General features: G+C 75.2%; 16 protein-coding genes and 1 pseudogene. 11 read left to right on the top strand and 6 right to left on the bottom strand.

The window, feature by feature from the left end; translation table 11 throughout:
* The coding region (locus tag ABD067_RS14275) for a DUF4145 domain-containing protein (RefSeq protein WP_343895983.1) at window positions 1–292 on the top strand (292 nt) is incomplete at its 5' end.
* 147 nt (window positions 293–439) lie between these two features.
* Here ABD067_RS14275 and ABD067_RS26430 read toward each other — a convergent pair.
* Together ABD067_RS26430 and ABD067_RS14270 are read right to left on the bottom strand one after the other, a co-directional pair.
* Window positions 440–661, bottom strand: a pseudogene (locus tag ABD067_RS26430) (type II toxin-antitoxin system PemK/MazF family toxin); the annotation flags it as partial.
* Window positions 662–892 carry a hypothetical protein gene (locus tag ABD067_RS14270; RefSeq protein ID WP_343895982.1) on the bottom strand — a complete coding sequence of 77 codons (231 nt, stop codon included), beginning with the start codon at window positions 890–892 and terminating at the stop codon, window positions 662–664.
* A 268-nt stretch (window positions 893–1,160) separates the two neighbouring features.
* Between ABD067_RS14270 and ABD067_RS14265 the strand changes: the two genes are divergently transcribed.
* Genes ABD067_RS14265 through ABD067_RS14255 form a run of 3 tightly spaced genes read left to right on the top strand, consistent with a single transcriptional unit; the run spans window position 1,161 to window position 3,772 of the window.
* Window positions 1,161–2,159 (top strand): MDR family oxidoreductase, encoded by a 999-nt coding sequence (locus ABD067_RS14265; protein ID WP_343895981.1) that lies wholly within the window; start codon window positions 1,161–1,163, stop codon window positions 2,157–2,159.
* Window positions 2,160–2,165: 6 nt separating this feature from the next.
* Window positions 2,166–2,975, top strand: a complete 810-nt coding sequence (locus tag ABD067_RS14260) for a glutathione S-transferase family protein (RefSeq protein ID WP_343895980.1) — start codon at window positions 2,166–2,168, stop codon at window positions 2,973–2,975.
* A 38-nt stretch (window positions 2,976–3,013) separates the two neighbouring features.
* Window positions 3,014–3,772 (top strand): SDR family NAD(P)-dependent oxidoreductase, encoded by a 759-nt coding sequence (locus tag ABD067_RS14255; RefSeq protein ID WP_343895979.1) that lies wholly within the window; start codon window positions 3,014–3,016, stop codon window positions 3,770–3,772.
* Between the two features lie 24 nt (window positions 3,773–3,796).
* Here ABD067_RS14255 and ABD067_RS14250 read toward each other — a convergent pair whose 3' ends face one another.
* Entirely contained in the window at window positions 3,797–4,837 is a 1,041-nt protein-coding gene (locus tag ABD067_RS14250) for a Bug family tripartite tricarboxylate transporter substrate binding protein (RefSeq protein ID WP_343895978.1), read from the bottom strand.
* Window positions 4,838–4,948: 111 nt separating this feature from the next.
* On the opposite strand from ABD067_RS14250, the gene ABD067_RS14245 reads away from it, so the two are divergent.
* Both ABD067_RS14245 and ABD067_RS14240 read left to right on the top strand, forming a co-directional pair.
* Complete coding sequence (locus ABD067_RS14245; RefSeq protein ID WP_343895977.1) at window positions 4,949–5,230, top strand: hypothetical protein; 282 nt, start codon at window positions 4,949–4,951, stop codon at window positions 5,228–5,230.
* 408 nt (window positions 5,231–5,638) lie between these two features.
* Complete coding sequence (locus tag ABD067_RS14240) at window positions 5,639–6,019, top strand: thiol-disulfide oxidoreductase DCC family protein (RefSeq protein ID WP_343895976.1); 381 nt, start codon at window positions 5,639–5,641, stop codon at window positions 6,017–6,019.
* Window positions 6,020–6,228: 209 nt separating this feature from the next.
* Here the strand turns inward: ABD067_RS14240 and ABD067_RS14235 are convergent, their stop codons facing one another.
* Window positions 6,229–6,612 carry an FKBP-type peptidyl-prolyl cis-trans isomerase gene (locus tag ABD067_RS14235; protein ID WP_343895975.1) on the bottom strand — a complete coding sequence of 128 codons (384 nt, stop codon included), beginning with the start codon at window positions 6,610–6,612 and terminating at the stop codon, window positions 6,229–6,231.
* A 301-nt stretch (window positions 6,613–6,913) separates the two neighbouring features.
* Between ABD067_RS14235 and ABD067_RS14230 the strand changes: the two genes are divergently transcribed.
* The 5 genes from ABD067_RS14230 to ABD067_RS14210 all read left to right on the top strand — a co-directional run bounded on the left by ABD067_RS14230 (window position 6,914) and on the right by ABD067_RS14210 (window position 13,352).
* The gene (locus tag ABD067_RS14230; RefSeq protein WP_343895974.1) at window positions 6,914–7,936 is read left to right on the top strand and encodes a Bug family tripartite tricarboxylate transporter substrate binding protein; all 1,023 of its coding nucleotides are present in this window, start codon (window positions 6,914–6,916) and stop codon (window positions 7,934–7,936) included.
* Between the two features lie 381 nt (window positions 7,937–8,317).
* On the top strand, window positions 8,318–9,349 hold the full coding sequence (locus ABD067_RS14225) for an MBL fold metallo-hydrolase (RefSeq protein ID WP_343895973.1): 1,032 nt from the start codon (window positions 8,318–8,320) through the stop codon (window positions 9,347–9,349).
* Between the two features lie 1,112 nt (window positions 9,350–10,461).
* Window positions 10,462–11,493, top strand: a complete 1,032-nt coding sequence (locus tag ABD067_RS14220) for a class I SAM-dependent methyltransferase (protein ID WP_343895972.1) — start codon at window positions 10,462–10,464, stop codon at window positions 11,491–11,493.
* Window positions 11,490–12,305, top strand: a complete 816-nt coding sequence (gene pgeF / locus ABD067_RS14215) for a peptidoglycan editing factor PgeF (RefSeq protein ID WP_343895970.1) — start codon at window positions 11,490–11,492, stop codon at window positions 12,303–12,305. Before ABD067_RS14220 ends, pgeF begins: the two co-directional genes overlap by 4 nt.
* A 72-nt stretch (window positions 12,306–12,377) precedes the next feature.
* Window positions 12,378–13,352 (top strand): hypothetical protein, encoded by a 975-nt coding sequence (locus ABD067_RS14210; RefSeq protein ID WP_343895969.1) that lies wholly within the window; start codon window positions 12,378–12,380, stop codon window positions 13,350–13,352.
* A gap of 14 nt (window positions 13,353–13,366) precedes the next feature.
* Here ABD067_RS14210 and ABD067_RS14205 read toward each other — a convergent pair whose 3' ends face one another.
* Together ABD067_RS14205 and ABD067_RS14200 are read right to left on the bottom strand one after the other, a co-directional pair.
* Window positions 13,367–14,632: a hypothetical protein gene (locus ABD067_RS14205; protein ID WP_343895968.1), complete on the bottom strand. Its 1,266-nt coding sequence runs from the start codon at window positions 14,630–14,632 to the stop codon at window positions 13,367–13,369.
* Window positions 14,633–14,764: 132 nt separating this feature from the next.
* Window positions 14,765–15,433: a flagellar hook assembly protein FlgD gene (locus tag ABD067_RS14200; RefSeq protein ID WP_343895967.1), complete on the bottom strand. Its 669-nt coding sequence runs from the start codon at window positions 15,431–15,433 to the stop codon at window positions 14,765–14,767.
* Between the last annotated feature and the right edge of the window lie 120 nt (window positions 15,434–15,553).

Here is a 15,553-nt window from a genome sequence, read left to right as displayed (position 1 = left end):
GCGCCCCAGGGCAGGCCAGGGTTTCAACAGAGCAAAGCGCCTTCACTCCGTCGGTAAAGGCACGCTTTATAAACGAATTGAGAGTCTTCCGCAGGAGATCGGCATCACGCCTGCCATGAAGGAATGGGCCCACGAAATCCGCGAACTCGGCAATGATGCGGCCCACGAGGACGAGCCGTTCACGGAAGCAGAAGCCAAGGCCCTTCACAGCTTCACCGAGATGTTCCTGACCTACGCCTTCACGCTGCCCGGTTTGCTTGAAGAGCGGAAGGCCGCCGAACCGCCGGTCTGACGTGTGAGCCGGCACTATGTATGCTGTAGGCCGGCTACGGCGCACCGAAGCCGAACACACCGAAGAAGGTGGCCCGGTGCGCGTCGAGCCAATCGGGCGGGGCGTCGCCCAGCTTGCCGGTGATGACGGCGGGGTGAGGGTGGCGATCTTGCCGAAGCGGGTCACGGACGGGACCTTGAAGCCGGTGCCGCGGGTGGACGCGATCGCTGCCATATCCGGCCCCGTGCGAGGCACCGAGGTGATGAAGCACACGACCAAATCGGCGCGGCGGTGGTTGTCGCGCGAGACGACGAGGGCGGGCCGCCGCTTGTCCTCGGACAGGTCGGTGAACGGCAAGCGGGCGAGGACGATGCTGCCGAAGGCGAACACCTATCCCGCCCGCGGCGGCCGTTGCAGGTCGGTGTCCGTGTACAGGTCGGGCTCGTCGGCGAGCCAGTCGAAAGCGCCCCCGGCCTCGGCGACGGCGGCCATGGGCGGCAGCTCGGCGTCCTCGCCCACGACCTCGACCAGCGCGTGCACTCGGGCGTCTGCCGCGATGCCGCGGTGGACCAGTTCCGCCGAGACCTCGCAGGCCTTGGCATCCAGGGCGACCTTTTGCATGGCGCCGTTCCTGCTCACGCCTGCCATCATAGCCCTTCCCGGCCATCATGTACGCAAGGAAGCGGCCCTCGTCACTGCCGCCAACCACGACCGGCACAAGAACCGACGGGTCTCGAGGGCCGGGTTCCTGGGCCTCGGATCAGACCCCGGCGTTCGGCGGAACGGATTGCGCTCTGCACCCATGATGGCCACGGTCCCGCCCCCGCTGCCAACCCGCCCGCCTTCCGCTACACCTCCGCCCCTCTCGACGCGCAAAAGGGAGGAGCACGTGGCCGACAGCTTCAAGGCCCTCGTCATCGAGGACGCCGGCGGCGGCAAGCCGAAGGGCGCGTTCAAGCAACTGACCCTGGCGGACCTGCCGGACAACGACGTGCTGGTCGAGGTCGCCTTCTCCACGGTGAACTACAAGGACGGCCTCGCCGTCACCGGCAAGGGGCGCATCGCGCGCAAGCTGCCCATGGTCGCGGGCATCGACCTCGCCGGCACGGTGGTCGAGTCCCGCTCGCCGGAGTGGAAGCCCGGCGACCAGGTGCTTGTGAACGGCTGGGGCCTGTCCGAGACGCAGTGGGGCGGCTACGCGCGCTTCCAGCGCCTCAAGCCCGAATGGCTCACCCGCCTGCCCAACGCCTTCTCCCTGGAAGAAGCGATGGCGATCGGCACGGCCGGCTACACCGCGGCGCTCTGCGTGGACGCGCTGGAGGCGTGGGGCGTCGTCCAACAGGCCGGCCGCGAGGTGCTGGTCACCGGCGCCTCCGGCGGCGTCGGCTCGGTGGCGGTGGCGCTGCTCGCCAAGGGCGGATACCGCGTCGTCGCCTCCACCGGCAGGCCGGAAACGCACGACTACCTGCGCGGCCTCGGGGCGCAGGATTTCGTGGACCGCGCCGCCCTGCTGGAGAAGGGCCCGCCCTTGGGGAAGGAGCGCTGGGGCGGCGCCGTCGACTCCGTGGGCGGCCAGACGCTGGCGAACGCCCTGTCGCAAACCGCCTATGGCGGCGCCGTCGCCGCCTGCGGCCTGGCGGGCTCGGCCGACCTCCCCGGCTCGATGCTGCCCTTCATCCTGCGCGGCGTGGCCCTGCTCGGCGTCGAGAGCGCCAACGCGCCGCGGGCCAAGCGCGACGCCGCCTGGGCGCGGCTGGCCCGCGACCTGGACCGGGACAAGCTCAAGGCGATGTACGAGGTCCGGCCCTTCGACGCGCTGCCCGGCCTCGCGGCCGACATCCTCGCCAACCGGATACGCGGCCGCGTCGTCGTCCGCGTCGAGGACTGACCGGCGATGGCGGAACCGCCCACGACGCCGCTGCTCTACGAGCACCCGCTCTCGTCCTACGCCCAGAAGGTCAAGATCGCGCTCCGCGAGAAGGGCGTCGCCTTCCGGGCCGAGCTGCCCGAGGACTTCGGCACCGGCCAGACCGGCACCCCCTTCGCCGCCGCCAACCCTCGCGCCGAGGTGCCCGTGCTCATCGACGGGGAGGCGCGCGTCTTCGAATCCACCGTCATCATGGAGTACGTCGAGGAGCGCTGGCCCGATCCCCCGCTCCTGCCGCGCGAGCCGGCGGCGAGGGCCTTCGCGCGCATGACGGAGGACGTCTGCGACACCCAGTATGAGGCGGTGAACTGGGGCTTCGGCGAGGTGCTGTGGTTCCGCCGCGCCGCCGGCGGACTCGCCGACAGGCTCCGGGCGCAAGCGGCGGAACAGACGCGCGCGCTCCAGGACTGGCTCGCCGAGCGCCTCGGCGGCGCGGACTGGTTCGGCGGCGACCGCTTCGGCTGGGCGGACGCCGCGGCGGCGCCGATGGTCAACCGCTCCGTCCACTACGGCCTGGGTCCGCCCGCAGGCGGCCCGCTCGCCCGCTGGCACGCGCGGATCAAGGAGCGGCCTTCCATCGCCGAGACCTTCGCCGAGTTCGAGGGCGCCGCCGCGCGCATGGCGGCGTCGGCCGAGCTGTACAAGACGGGCGGCCGGCGGCGCGAGTACCGCGACCACCGCCTGGAATGGATGGTGAAGTCGGGCGGCATCGAGGTCGTGCTGGCGGGACTGCGCGACAACAACATCCGCTTCCCCTGGCCGGAGGCCTCGCGCTAGCCGTGCCGCGACCGTCGGCATCCGGAGGAGGAGCGGGCATGTCGGGCGGCCCCCTGGACGGCAAGGTCGCGCTGGTGACGGGCGCGGGCCGGAACATCGGCCGCGCCATCGCGCTGCGCCTGGCGCGCGACGGTGCCGCCGTCGTGGTCAACGGCCGCTCGGACCGCGCCGCCGTCGAGGCCGTCGCGGGCGAGATCGCGGCGATGGGCGGCAAGGCGCTGGCGTGCCTCGCCGACGTCTCCGACCCGGGCGCGGTGGCGCGCATGGTCGAGGACGCCGCGGCGGCGCTCGGCGGCATCGACATCGCGGTGTCGAACGCCGGGCTGCGGCGGCGGACGCCCTTCCTCGCCATGACGTTCGAAGAGTGGCGCGAGATCCTGTCGGTGGCGCTCGACGGCGCGTTCCTCCTGGCGCAGGCGGTCGCGCCGCGCATGGCCCGGCGCGGCGGCGGCGCCATCGTCGGGCTGTCCGGCATCTCGACCCACCTCGGCGTGCCGGAGCGCGCCCACGTCTCCGCCTCCAAGGCCGGGCTGGAGGGCCTCATGCGGGCGCTCGCGGTGGAACTCGCGCCGCACGGCATCCGCTGCAACTGCGTCGCGCCGGGCTCGATCGACACCGCGCGCGGCGCCTCGGCGGGCCCCATGCCCGCCCGGCTGGGCGCCGACGAGTCCGTGCCGCTCCGCCGCAAGGGCACGCCCGAGGAGGTCGCCGCCGTGGTGCGCCTGCTCGTCGGCCCGGAAGGCGGCTACATCACCGGCCAGACCGTCCACGTGAACGGCGGCGCCTTCCTGACGTGAGGCGCCCGGCGCGGCGGCGCGCCCTCAATCGGCCTGGACGCCGTTCTCGCGCACCACCTTGCCCCAGGTCTCGATCTCGCGGTCCAGGAACCGGGCGAGTTCGTCGGGGCCCGCCAGCACCAGCCGCGCCTGCTGCGCATCCGTCATCTGGCGGGCGGCGCGCTCCTCGCGCAAAGCCGCCGAAAGCGCCTCGTGGAACCGCGCCACCACCGGCGCCGACGTGCCCGCCGGGGCGAACACGGCCCACCAGGCTTCCGCGCGCAGCCCCGGGAAGCCGCTCTCCTCCGCCGTCGGCACCTCCGCCAACGCCGGCAGGCGCTCCGGGCCCAGTTGCAGCAGCGGCCGCAGCGCGCCGCCCGCGACCTGCGGCGCCAGCAGCGCGGCGCTGCCGATCATCATCTCGACGTGCCCCGCCACCGCGTCGTTCACCGCCAGTCCGCCGCCGCGGTAGGGCAGGTGCTGCAAGCGGACCCCGACGCGCTCGCCGAGTTGGACCATCGCCAAGTGCCCGATGGTGCCATTCCCTGTGGAGGCGAAGCTCACGCCGCCCGGCCGCGCCTTGGCCGCGGAAACCACGTCCGCGATGCCGCGGTAGGGCTTGTCGGGCTTGCACGCCACCACGTAGGGCGCGCCGCCGATCAGCGTCACCGGCAGGAGGTCGCGGCGCAGGTCGAAGGGGAGCCGCGGCAGCAGCGCCGGCAGCACCGCGTGGCTGTCGAAGGTGAGCAGCCAGGTCTGCCCGTCGGGCCGCGCCTTGGCGACGGCGTCGGCCCCCAGGCTGCCGGCCGCGCCCGAGCGGTTCTCGACCACGACCGGCACGCCGAGGCCCTGCTGCAAGCCCGGCGCCGCCAAGCGCGCCACCGCGTCCGTGGACCCGCCCGGGGCGAAGGGCACGACGATGCGGATGGGCCCCGAAGGCCAAGCCTCCTGGCCCCGCGCCGGAAAGGCCGAAAGCCCGGCCAACCCCGCCGCCAAGGCGCGCCGCCGCGGCCATCCCTCCATGCCGGGTCCCCCGGTGCCGTTCTCGCCCATCGCCGCGACGCTCTCCCGGACTCGTTCCCGCACCGAGGCTCGCGCACCGCCGGCCGCCTGTCGACACCGCGTCCGGCCGGGCGCGCTCGGTCTCCGGCCGCCCCGCCGACGCCGCCCCTGGGAACCGCCCGGCCCCGGCGCCACATGCCCGGCATGACGGAACGCCTGCGAGACCGCGCCGACCCGCCGGACGCCCCGCTGCTCCGCGCCCTCTGGCTCGGCCTGCGCGGCGACTGGGAAGCCGCCCACGGCATCGCCCAGGCCGACGACGGCGCCGATGCCGCCTGGGTCCACGCGTGGCTGCACCGCGTCGAGGGCGACGCGCCGAACGCCGCCTACTGGTACCGCCGCGCCGGAAAGCCGGCCGCCACGGGCGGCACCGACGCCGAAGGCGAGGCCATCGCGCAGGCCCTGTCCGCGCGCTGAGCGCGGCATCGGGAGGCGCCAAGCAAGCCCTCGCGCCGCGGCCCGGAGCGGCCGAGGGGCGCGCATCCGAGCGCCGCCCCCTACCGGCCCGTCCGCATCAAGGGGCCCGGGCCGTGCCCAGCCCGCTCGCACCAAGGGCGCTCGCCCAGCCGATGATTCGAGCCTTTGGCGAGGGCCTGCCCGGCTCTGGGAGCCGGCCTGGATGTCCGCCCGGTGTAGCGGCCTGACAACCGGCCCGCGTCCCGTCCTGCCCCGTTCGATGCCGCCCCGGCGCAAGCGAGGCCCATCATGACCGCGCGCAGGGCGCGGGGCGGCGTGGGGCCCCGCTTCCGCAGGAACGACGCAGGGATGGGTCGGTACTCACGCGAGATGGTGTGACACCGCCCCGATCGCACCCATCTCTTGCCCATGTCCGATGTGCTCGTCTGGTTCGATGGCGCCTGCCCGCTCTGCCGGCGCGAGATCGCCTTCATGCGCCGGCTCGACCGCCGCAACGCCATCGCCTTCGTGGACGTGAGCCGAGCCGCGGCGCCGGAGGGCGCGGCCTGCCCGGTGGACCGCTCCGCCCTGCTGGCCCGCTTCCACGCCCTGGAAGACGGCCGGCTGCTCTCCGGCGCCGCCGCCTTCGCGGCGATGTGGCGCGCCGTCCCGCTGCTGCGCCCGCTCGGCCTCGCGGCCCGCAACCGCTTCGTGCTGGCCGGGCTGGAGCGGCTGTACGGCCTGTTCCTCCGCGTGCGGCCCCGGCTCCAGCGAGCGGCCCGGCGGTTGGAGGAACGGTCGGAGGCGTGACGGCCAGAAGCGCCCGATCCCCGGCCGCCCGAGCAAGGGGCGAAGGTCGCGCCGGGTCGGGCGGAGCGGCCTAGGACCCGGCCGCGGCCCCCGCCCGCGTGCCCGCAGCCCGCGGCCCGCGGCCCGCGACCGGGCGGGTGTCCCGCGCGCGCTTCGCCAGGGCCCCGCGCCCTGCTGCCCGCGTCCACGGCCACCGCGCGCCCCGCGCCTCACTCCACGCCGAGCAGCTCCACGTCGAACACCAGCGTCGCGCCCGGCGGGATCACGCCGCCGGCGCCGCGCGCGCCGTAGCCGAACTCCGGCGGGATGGTGAGGCGGCGGTGGCCGCCGACGCGCATCCCCGCCACCCCGCGGTCCCAGCCCGCGATCACCTGCCCGGCGCCGAGGTCGAAGCTGAACGCGTCGCCGCGGTCGCGGGAACTGTCGAACTTGCGGCCCTTGTTCTCCGGCGCGGAGGGGTCGAACAACCAGCCGGTGTAGTGCACCGAGACGGTCTTGCCGGCCAGCGCCATCGCGCCGGTCCCTTCGGTGGTGTCGGTCATCTTGATCGCCATGCCGCTCGGCCCCTCGCTGAAGGTGGTCGGGCCACCCATCGCACGGCCCGCCCCGCCCGGACAGGCCACTCCCCCGCCCGGGCCCGTTCCGCGACGCGGGCCGCCGTCCGCGCCGGAACGCCGCTCCCCCCGGCGCGGTGGCGCCGCGGCCCCAATCCGACACCCTGGTCCGTTCTTCGCTGTCGAAGCGACGCCGCCGCCCCGGTCGGGTCGTGCGGCGCGTCGGAGGCGGACGGCCCGGAAAGCAGGGCGGCCCCGCAAAGCGCTGGATGGGGCGGCGCGGGATGCCTAGCGTCCGGCATGAGCGGCGAAGGGCCGCCGGGCATGGAGGAGACACCGCATGACCATCCGAGGCACCCGACGTCCGGCCCTGTCCCGCCGCGGGGTCATGCTGGCCGCCGGCGCGGGGCTCGCCTCCCCCGGCCCCGCCCGCGCCCAGGCCGGCCGCGGCCCCGGCGCCTGGCCGGAGCGGCCGGTCAACCTGATCGTCGGCTTCCCGCCCGGCGGGCAGACCGACCTCGCCGCCCGCGTGCTGCAGAACGCGCTCCAGGCCGCGCTCGGCCAGCCGGTGCCGATCGAGAACCGCGCCGGCGCCGGCGGCAACATCGCGGTCGAGCAGGTGCTGCGCGCCCGGCCGGACGGCTATACCCTCACCGCCGGCAACGTCGGCACCTTCGCGCTGAACCCGCACACCATGCCGGGGATGGGCTTCGACCCGCTCGAGCTCACCCCGATCGGGCTGATGCTGCAATCGCCGCTGGTGCTCCTGGTCCACAGCGGCATCCCCGTCCGCACCTTCCCCGAATGGCTCGCCTGGATGCGCGCCCAGCAGCCGGGCGGGATCGACGTCGGCACCACCAGCGCCGGCGGCATCGTGCACGCCGCGACGGAGAAGCTGCGGTCGCGCCTCGGCGGCAACCCGGTCTTCAACACGGTCCACTACCGGGGCAGCGGGCCGGCGCTGCAGGACTTCATCGGCGGCCGCTACCAGACGCAGTTCGAGGCGCCGTCGCTGGTCCACGGCTTCGTGCAGGAGGGCCGGCTGCGGCCGATCTTCGTCACCTCCCCCAACCGCAACCCGGCCTTCCCGGACGTCCCGACCGCGGAGGAGGCGGGGCTGCCCGGCTTCCACGTCGCGGCCTGGGTCGGCCTGTTCGGCCCGCGCGGCCTGCCGCCGGAGATCGTGCGGCGGGCGAACGCGGCGCTGAACGAGGCCTGCCGGGACCCGGTCCCGCGCCAGCGCCTGGCCGAGCGCGGCGACGAGATCGGCGGCGGCACGGCGGAGGAGTTCGCCGCGCGCGTGCGGCGCGAGCACGCGGAATGGGGCGCGCTGGTGCGGGAAACCGGCATCCGCGCGGAATAGGCGCGGCGGCGCGGGCGGTCCAGGAAGCGGGCCGCCCCGGAAAGGCGCGCGGCGTCGGGTCCAGGGGCGGGGGCCGCCAAGCCGCGGCCCGTTCCCGCGGCCGCCCGGGGTGGAAACCGGCGGTCCGCTGCCGAACGTCGCAGCGGGGCCGAAGGCCGGGGTCCAAACCGGGACGTCGCCCCTGCGCGGTGGTGTCCCGTTTTGAGGTTGCGGCCGCTCGACGGTCGGTCATTTTCCGACCCGAAGCGGTCATTGCGGGCAGGGCCAGGCTCCCGGAAGGGAAGCCCTAGTCGGGCACGGGCCGGGGCTTTGATGGCGCTTGACCATTGGACGCGGCGCCGCGAGCGCGCGCACACTCGCGGCGAGAGAGGGAGTGACGCCATGCCCTTCCCCGACCGCCGTGCCCGCCCCGCGTTGCGCGCCGAAGCCGTCGCGCCCACCCGCCGCGGCCTGCTCGCCCTCGGCTGCGCCTGCTGCCTGGGCACCCTGCCGATCAGCCCCGCCGCCGCGCAATCACCCGAGGTCGCGCGCCATCTGGCCGCCGCCCGCGCCGCCGCCGGCGAAGACCTCCGCCCCTGGCTCGCGCTCGGCCAGGCCGCCACCCCCACCGCCGCGCCGCCGCTCTCCATCGAGGCGCTGATGGCGCAGCCGCCGCCGCCGCCTGCCAAGGCCTTCGACAACCTCGCCTTTGTCGGCGCCAAATGGGTCAGCGCCTGGGCGCTCACCACCAGCGGCGGCGTCATCCTGCTCGACGCGCTCAACAACGAGGACGAGGCCGAGCGCCTGATCGAAGGCGGGCTGCGCCGGCTCGACCTCGATCCCGCGCAGGTGAAGCGCGTCGTCGTCACTCACGGCCATGGCGACCACTACGGCGGCGCCGCTTGGCTCAAGCAGCGCCACGGCGCGCAGGTGGCGATGAGCGGCGCCGACTGGCGCATGCTGGAAACCGAGCTGGAATTCGACGTCCCCCAATGGGGGCGCCCGCCGCGCCGCGACGTGGTCGTAGAGGACGGCGACACCATCCGCCTCGGCGACACCGCCATCGAGGTGCTCATGACGCCGGGCCACAGCCCGGGCACGATCTCGCTGCTGTTCGATGTCCGCGAGGGCCGGCGCGCGCACCGGGCGCTGCTCTGGGGCGGCACCGCGTTCAACTTCGGTCGGCGGCCGGATCGCATGCAGCGCATCGAGTCCTACATCGCCGGGACCCGCCGCGCGAAGGGCGTCGCCGCCCGCGAGGACGTCACGGTGCTGCTCTCCAACCACTCGGGCTACGACGAGGCCGACAAGAAGCTGCAACGCCTGCAGGGAAGCACGGCCAATCCCTTCGTGATCGGCCGGGAGGCGGTGCAGCGCGCGCTGACGGTCATCGAGGAATGCGCGCTGGCGACGCAGGCGGCCTGGAGTACCTGAAGAACCGGGTGGCCAGTCGGCTTCGGAACGGGTCCCGGCGTCAGGGACCGGAACACCCGGCAGGGCCCAGCAAGCGTCGCCGCGCATGGCCGCTCAGACGCTGTCGGCAACGGCGGCCGCGAAGAGCGTCACCGTCACGCGGCCCGACCCGAAGGACCGCTTCCCGCCCATAGCCGACGAAAGCGCAAGGCAATTGCTGACAGCCGACAAGCACGATGGCGGTTCCGGGCTGGCTTCCAAACTGACCCACTACCCGCTACGCTCCAAGGTTGCATTCCGGCCTAAGTTCCTATAATGTTCTAGGTTTGCGGCCTTCCGGAATCCACCCTCATGCGCGTCCGCAAGCCACCCGCCCCGTCCCCGCCCACCGGCCACCCAGTCGCGGCTGCCGACCTCGGCGGACGCCTCGCCGCCCGCGCCCGCCCGCGCCCGCCGGCCGCCGCTCCGCGCCTCCCCGCGCCTCCCAGGAGCGTCCCCGTCCGGACCGGCCCGGAACGCGCGCACCCCCGCGCCCTCGCGGCCGCCGTCCACCACTCCGCGCGACCCAAAGCCCGCCCGAACCCCGGCCGCGGCATTCGTCCGAAACGCGCAATCGCCGCCGCCCCCGGCACGGCCGGCCGCCGGCGCGCGCCCCTCCGCGCCCAGCGCGATCGCATCCGGGCGATTTGTCCGAAACGCGCAACCGCCGTCGCCTTGGACCCTTTTCAGCCTGGCCGTGGTCAGGCCGAACCGCGTCCGGGGTTTGCCGGATCGGCGATTCACGCCCTGGGTGTTTCCACTCGGGGCGACCGCGGTCTAGCCGCGCGGCGGCGGTCGGCGCCACCCGCGCCCTCCGCCACCACGCTCGCTCGCTGCCGCCGGGCCATTCGTCCGGAACGCGCACCCGCGGCCGATCGCGCGGCCCGCCGACGGCGGCCCGCGCCGCCCCCGCCTTTCGGCGCCCGGCCGGAGCGCCGCCGGGGCGCCCGTCCGGAACGCGCGCGCGCCGTCCCGGAAGCCCGGCAGCCGTCCGCTCCCCGTCGAACCGCGCCTCGGGCATTTGTCCGAACCCGTCACCCGGCGCCCCGAAACAGCGCCACCGGCCGCCAAGCCCCCTTGGCCAGCCCCGCGCCATGACCGCGCCCGCCGAGCGCCTCGACCGCTTCATGGCCCGCGCCGTTTCCGCCTACTACGCGGCGCGCGACCCGTTCGGCCGGGCCGGCGACTTCACCACCGCGCCGGAGATCAGCCAGGCCTTCGGCGAGTGCCTCGGCCTCTGGTCCGCCGTGGCCTGGGAGGCGATGGGCCGCCCCGATCCCGTGCTGCTGGTGGAACTCGGCCCCGGCCGCGGCACCCTGATGGCCGACGCCCTGCGCGCCGCGGCCGACGTGGCCGCCCCCTTCCGCGCGGCGCTCCGCGTGCATCTGGTGGAGGCCTCGCCCCGGCTGCGGGAGGCGCAGCGGGCGAGGCTCGGCGACGGCGCGGTCGCGGCGTGGCACGACGACGTCGCCCAAGTGCCCCCCGGCCCGGCCATCGTGCTGGCCAACGAATTCTTCGACGCCCTGCCCATCCGCCAATTCGTCCGGCGCGGCGCCGGCTGGGCCGAGCGGCACGTTTCAAACGGCGCCTTCGTCGAACGCCCGGCGGAGGACGACGCGCCGCCGCTCCCCGCCGACGCCCCGGAGGACGCCGTGCAGGAGGTCTCGGAAGCCGGCCGGGCGCTGGCCGCCGCGCTCGGCGCCCGCTTGGCGGCGCAGGGCGGCGCGGCGCTGGCGCTGGACTACGGCCCTGCGGCCGGCGGCTTCGGCGACAGCCTCCAGGCGCTCCGCGGCCACGAACCGGCGGACCCGCTCGCCGATCCCGGCTCCTCCGACGTCACCGCGCACGTGGATTTCGCGGCCCTCGCCGCCGCCGCGCGCGGGGCCGGCGCCGCCGTCCACGGGCCGTTGCCGCAAGGCCTGTTCCTGCAACGGCTCGGCCTGATGAGCCGCGCCGCGGTGCTCGCCCGCGCGGCGCAGATGGCCGGCAAGGGTCGGGATCAGGCCGGGCTGATCCTTTCGGGCGCGGAGCGGCTGGTGGCGCCGGAACGCATGGGGCGGCTGTTCAAGGCGCTCTGCCTGTGCGATCCCGCGCTGCCCCCGCCCCCCGGCTTCGAGGCCGCATGACCGTCATCACCGCCATCGCCCCCCTCGGCACCGCCGAGCGCCTGACCACCCCCGCGCTGTCGGCCCTCCCGGGCCTGCGGCACGGCTTCTTCACCCGCCGCGGCGGCGTGTCGGAAGGCGCCTACGCCTCGCTGAACTGCTCCCTGTCCGGCCAGGACGACCGCGACCGGGTGCGGGAGAACCGCCGCCGCGCCATGGACGCGCTCGGCCTGCCCGCCGCGGCGCTGCACGGGCTGACCCAGGTCCACGGCGTTTCGGTCGCCGAGGTGGACGCCGCCGGCTGGGCCGAGGGCGCCGGCCCGGCCGCGGACGCCGCGGTGACGCGCCGCCCGGGCGTGGCGCTGGGCATCGTCACCGGGGATTGCGCGCCCCTGCTCTTCGCCGACCCCGAGGCAGGCGTGGTCGGCGCCGCCCACGCCGGCTGGCGCGGCGCGGCGGCCGGCGTGATCGAGGCGACGGTGGAAGCGATGGAGCGCCTCGGCGCCTCCCGCGCGCGCGTGGTCGCCGCGGTCGGCCCCTGCATCGCCCAGGAGAGCTACGAGGTCGGGCCGGACCTGCGGGACGCCGTGCTGGCGCGGAGCGGCGAGGACGCGCGCTTCTTCGCGCCCGGGGCGCGCGAGGACCGCTGGCGGTTCGACCTGGCCGGCTACTGCGCCGCGCGCCTCCGCGCGCTCGGCCTCGCCGCGGTGGAGGCGGCGGCGGCGGGCACGCTCGCGGACGAGGCGCGCTTCTTCAGCCACCGCCGCCGCACCCTGGCCGGGGGCGGGCCGCTCGGCCACCAGCTCTCCGCCATCGCGCTGGCCGGCGCGTGAGCGCCGGCGCCGCACCCATGCCCTACCTCGTCCAGTTCTTCGCCGTCACCCTCCTCGCCGTGCTGGTGTCCTGTGTCCTTTTGTAAGAAGGCCGCGGCGCTGCCGCTCGCGGCGCTGCTCGCCCTCGGCGCCTGCGCCGACCTGCCGCAGCCCTTCCGCAACCGCCCGGGCGCGCAGGCGCGGCGCTTGGCGACGCCGCTCGCGGTGCGCCTCGCCGTGCCGCCGCCGCAGGGCGCGATGCTGCCGGACGCCCCGGCGCGGGCTCTGGCCAACCAGGTCGCCGCCGCCCTCCAGGCGCAGGAACTGCCCGCCGTCGCCACGGACGCGCCCTTGCCGCTCGATTGGCGGGTGGAGATCGCCGCCGAGCGCCGGGGCGCTTCGGTGGTGCCGCGCTTCCGCCTGCTCGACGCCGACAACCGGCCCCAGGCCGCGGCGGACGGCGCGCCGGTGCCGCTGCGCGACTGGGCGGAGCCGACGCCGGAAACGCTTTCCGCCGTGGCGGCGTCGGCGGCCCCGGCCCTGCAGAAGCTGCTGTTGCAGGTGGAGGCCGCGCGCAAGGCGACCGACCCCGCGTCGCTCGCCGCCGGCCCGCCGCGCATCCGGGTGGGCGACGTGCGCGGCGCGCCCGGCGACGGCAACGCCGCGTTGGGCGCGCGCATCCGCGAACAGCTCCGCGCGCAAGGCTTCGCCGTGCAGGACACCGCCGAAGCCGCGAGCTACGCCGTGGAAGCGGACGTCGCGGTGACGCCGCCGGCGCGCGGCGTGCAGCGGGTCGAGATCCAGTGGATCGTCAGCCGCCGCGACGGCGAGGAGCTGGGCCGCGTGGCGCAGCTCAACGAGGTGCCGACCGGGCGCCTGAACCGCTTCTGGGGCGACATCGCCTACGCCGCGGCGGAGGAGGCGGCGGACGGCGTGCGAACGGTGGTGGCGAACGCCATGGCCGCGCCGCCGACGACCTCCAACGCCCCGGGCGGCCTGGCCGGCGGGGCTCCCGGCGCGGCCGCGCCGCCCCCGACCGGCGCGCCGCCCAGCGCCTTGGTGCGTTGACGGCGCTCGGGCATCTAGGCCGCGGTGCCCTGCGCCTCGGCAGCGAGGCGTAGAATCCGCGGGCGAAAGGCGTTGACGAAAGCGTTCGTGGCGGCAAGCAGCCATTCCAGTTGCGCCGGCTCCTGTTCCGCCGTCCACGACCCGCCCGCGAAGCTTCGGCTCGCTTCGATCCAGTGGAGATCGCCACGGCGCCGCCATGCGACCTCTGCGCCTTCCATCCCGTCCGTGAGTTCGCCGTCGATCGCGTCGCGCTCCGCTTCGAGGGCGTCGAAGACCACGCGGCCCGCGTCGCCCTTCAGTGCGAGCGTGTTGCCGCACCGGTTGTCGGACCGTGCGCTGTACGCGGTCATCCACGCCCAGCGCATCGGCAACGGCAGGAACACGCGCCCGTAGCCGGTGCGGCCGGTGGTCTGGTCGGGGTCGTCGAAGCGGGCGCGGCGGACGAACTCGGCGCGCCAACGGCGGTCCGCGTCGAGCACGGCCGGGTCGAAGCTCCGGCGGCCGCCCGCCTCGTCGCCGTTCGCGGGGACGCCGTCGGCCATCGTTCCCGCATCCGCTTCGTCGGGCGCGAGGATGTCGGCCAGCCCGGCTCCAGGGCCTTCGACGCGCACCACGCCGCGCTCGATGGCGACCGTGCGGGCCAGGACGCGGGGCTGCACGAGCCGCCGGCCGTCCGGCAGCTCGTAGCCGGCCATCTCGACGAGCCCGAAGGTGAAGCGCATGCCGGAGTGCTCCTGCATGAATTGCACGATGGCCTCCGTGCCTTCGCGGATGCCGTCGCCGGCCACCAGCAGCAGGAACCGGCCGTGGCGCAGGTTGCGCCCGACGGCGTCGACGAAGGCAGCCTCGTCCATGCCGGGGTGGCGGTCGGCAACGAGGCGGAACAGGGCGTTGCCCGGTTGCCGCAGCGCCCGCGACACCTCGCGTTGCAGATCCTCGTATCGCCACCGGGCGAGTTCCTTGGCGTAGTCGAGGATCTGCCCCACCACCTCGCGCCGGGCCTGCGGGTTGCGCCAGAGCTTGCACTCCACGACGACCAGCGCGCCCGCGCGGTTCACGAACAGGGCGTCCACGGGCCCGGCGGGCGTCGCCATCTCGCGGCAAACCGGAATCGGATCGGCGTAGGCCGGATCGATGTCCGCCGCGGGCAACGCTTCGGGGTGGCGCAGCAGGAAGTCGCGCAACCAAGCTTCGTTGCGGCCTCCCGACGCGAGCGGGACGCGATCCAAGGAGACCGGGGGACCATCGCCGCCTGTGAGAACCAGCTTCGGCAACATCATGCCTCGCGCCTCCAAGCAGGCGCGGCACCCGGCACCTCCTGGTTGCTGAACGCTACACAAAAGCGCCCGCGGGTTCTATGCCGATGCGCGAGACTGGGCGCCTCCGGTGCGACCGCGCAGCCCCGCCGGCGCCTAGCCCCCGTCCACGCCCCGCACCGCATCGAAGCCGACGGACAGGCCGCCGAGGCGCAACTTGAGGTCGCCGCCGTCCGCGCGCTCCGCCGCGGTGGCGCGGGCGCGCACCGTGGCCTCGACCGCGGCCGCGCCCCCGCCCGCGTCGCGCCCGGACACTACGAAGGAGTAAGCGCCGTCCGGCAGGCGCTTCCCGGAGGAGTCGCGGCCGTCCCACGCCCACTCGGCCGCGCCGGCGCCCAGCGCCACCGTGTCCGTCTTGACCGCCTTGCCGTTCGCGTCCAGCACGGCGATTTGCGCTTCCTTGGCGGCGCCGGCGGCGGGCAGGCGCAGCGTCGCGCGGCCGTCCTGCAAGGAGAGCTTGTCGGACGACACCTCCACCGCCTTGCCCATCAGCGGCGCGGCGGCGGTGAGCTGCGCCGCCTGTTGCAGGCCGATCAGCTTGGACATGTTGCCGTTCATCGAGATCGCCTGCTCGACCTGCGCGAACTGCACGAGCTGCTCCGTCATCTGCTGCGCGTCCATCGCCTTGGTCGGGTCCTGGTTCTTGAGCTGTGTGGTCAGCAGGGTGAGGAAGGAGTTGAAGTCGGAGCCGAAGCCGGCCGCGCGGCCCTTTTGCGCGGTGGCGGCGGGCGGGGCGGCGGATGCGGCTTGGACAGCGTTGGTCATGGCGTGGAACTCCCGTCAGATGGCGATGTCGAGCAAGGCGAGGCCCGCGGCCCCGCGGCGGGCGGGAACGGAATCGACGACGGCCTCCGCCGGCAGCGCGCCGCCGCTTCCCCGCCGCGG

Source organism: Craurococcus roseus, assembly GCF_039523795.1.
GTDB lineage: Bacteria > Pseudomonadota > Alphaproteobacteria > Acetobacterales > Acetobacteraceae > Craurococcus > Craurococcus roseus.
The sequence above is the reverse complement of the archived record's forward strand: the minus strand, read 5'-3'. Positions and strand labels throughout refer to the sequence as shown.